The sequence below is a fragment of the Rhodovulum sp. genome, assembly GCF_011048875.1.
Taxonomy (GTDB): Bacteria; Pseudomonadota; Alphaproteobacteria; order Rhodobacterales; family Rhodobacteraceae; genus Rhodovulum; species Rhodovulum tesquicola.
Genome location: NZ_DSDD01000017.1, coordinates 1 through 1598, shown reverse-complemented (window position 1 = coordinate 1598; position 1598 = coordinate 1). Strand labels below are relative to the sequence as shown.

3 protein-coding genes and 1 pseudogene are annotated in these 1598 nt (G+C 67.4%); all 4 read left to right on the top strand.

What is annotated here, in order from left to right:
• A pseudogene (locus tag ENN83_RS00670) lies at positions 1 to 261 on the top strand (hypothetical protein); the annotation flags it as partial.
• Complete coding sequence (locus ENN83_RS00665) at positions 258 to 458, top strand: hypothetical protein (protein ID WP_287182886.1); 201 nt, start codon at positions 258 to 260, stop codon at positions 456 to 458. The pseudogene ENN83_RS00670 and the gene ENN83_RS00665, both read left to right, overlap by 4 nt.
• A complete protein-coding gene (locus ENN83_RS00660; protein WP_287182883.1) occupies positions 451 to 879 on the top strand; it encodes a DUF6362 family protein in 429 nt (142 codons plus the stop codon). Before ENN83_RS00665 ends, ENN83_RS00660 begins: the two co-directional genes overlap by 8 nt.
• A gap of 459 nt (positions 880 to 1338) precedes the next feature.
• The coding region (locus tag ENN83_RS00655) for a ParB/Srx family N-terminal domain-containing protein (RefSeq protein ID WP_287182880.1) at positions 1339 to 1598 on the top strand (260 nt) is incomplete at its 3' end.

The following is a 1598-nucleotide window of genomic DNA, read 5'->3' as shown; positions in this document are numbered from 1 at the left end:
CGCCACGCCGCAACTGACGCGGCCCATGTCTATGGCGGGCTCATGGCCACGCTCACTTCTTGGGCCGAGCTGCGGGGCGTGCCTTATCAGGGCGTGCCGGTCGGCACCATCAAGCGCCACGCCACCGGCAAGGGCAACGCGCCGAAGGAAGCGATGATCGCAGCCGCCCGGGCGCGCGGCTTCAGCCCGGCCGATGACAATGAGGCCGATGCCATCGCGATCCTGCTCTGGGCGATCGAGACGAAAGGGGGTGTGGCATGAGGTGGCATCCCAAGGGCTATGGCGGCCAGCGCCGCGATCCGGAACAGGTCAAGCGCGAGGGCTGGCGCGAACAGGGTTTGCTCGCCGTCTCGCTCGAGGACGCGCGTCTTACTTGGCCCGAACGCGAACTCGTCCGCCAGCTGGGCGAAAAGCTCTACGGGCCGCGCCCCTCCGACGAGGGAGGGTGCCATGGATAAGTGGACCCCGTCCCTCGTCGAGGCACGCCTCGCTGAGGCTGCCTACGTGCTCAAGCGCCTGCCCGAACCCCGGCGCCGGGGGTATTTCAGCACCTGGCCGGAGGTCGTTCACAGCTTCGGCGACAAGGTCGGGCAGGAGCCCAGGCCCATGCGCGTGCTGCCCTCGCCGCAGGCGATCAGCCGGATGGAGGAAACTCTGACCTGGACCGCCTGCCTCGAGCCCACCGACGGGAAGATCGTCTGGATGAAAGCCCATGGCGAACGGTGGAAGACCATCTGCTGGACGGTCGGGCTTGCCCGTTCTGCGGCCCATCAGCACTGGCTCTACGGGCTTTGCGTCATCTCACTGCATCTCAATCGGCGGCGGTTCAATCGCAACTTGTCCAAGCGGCGCGTGATCGAACTGGCCGGTGGCGCGTAATGCTGCGTGCCAGCGGGGAAGATGTGCGGCGGACAGTTTTCGACGGGACAAAAACGGCTCTCCCGGGCTACAAATCAGGTAATCTCGGGAGAGGCGCGCGCGGCGCGGTCCCGAACAAAAACATCCTTTCGTTGGCAAGTCCGCTGGAAAAGGAAAGGCGCTCATCCTTTCCTTGCGGGCCGCTGTCCGCCGCTTGCAAGCCCCTCGGCCGAGTTCGCGGTTCCTTCTCCGCGACATTCCTATGCTGGCGGGCGAAGCGCGGGACATCGCCAGCGACAGGGCCGGAATTTTGGGAAGCCACCCGGAAGCCGGAGCCACCCGCGCGCCGCGCAAACACCAATGAACGCTGGCCTTCCGACCGGACACCGCAGGTGGCCGCTGGACCCCGTGTGGAGTCCGGCCCGGCATCCGGAGTCCGGAAGCCACCGGCATCCACCCGACCGAGGAATCTTGCCCACCATGACGCTGAGCTTCGCCCCGGCCGCGATCGAGACGTGGCCGCTGTCGCGCCTCCAGCCCTACGCGAAGAACGCGAAGGCGCACGGGCCGGACCAGGTCGCGAAGATCGCCGCCAGCATGGCCGAGTTCGGCTGGACGGTGCCCTGCCTCGTCGCCGAGGACGGTGAGTTGATCGCGGGCCACGGTCGTGTGCTCGCCGCCACGCAGCTCGGGCTGACCGAAGCGCCGGTGATCGTTCTGGGCCACCTGACCGAGTCGGT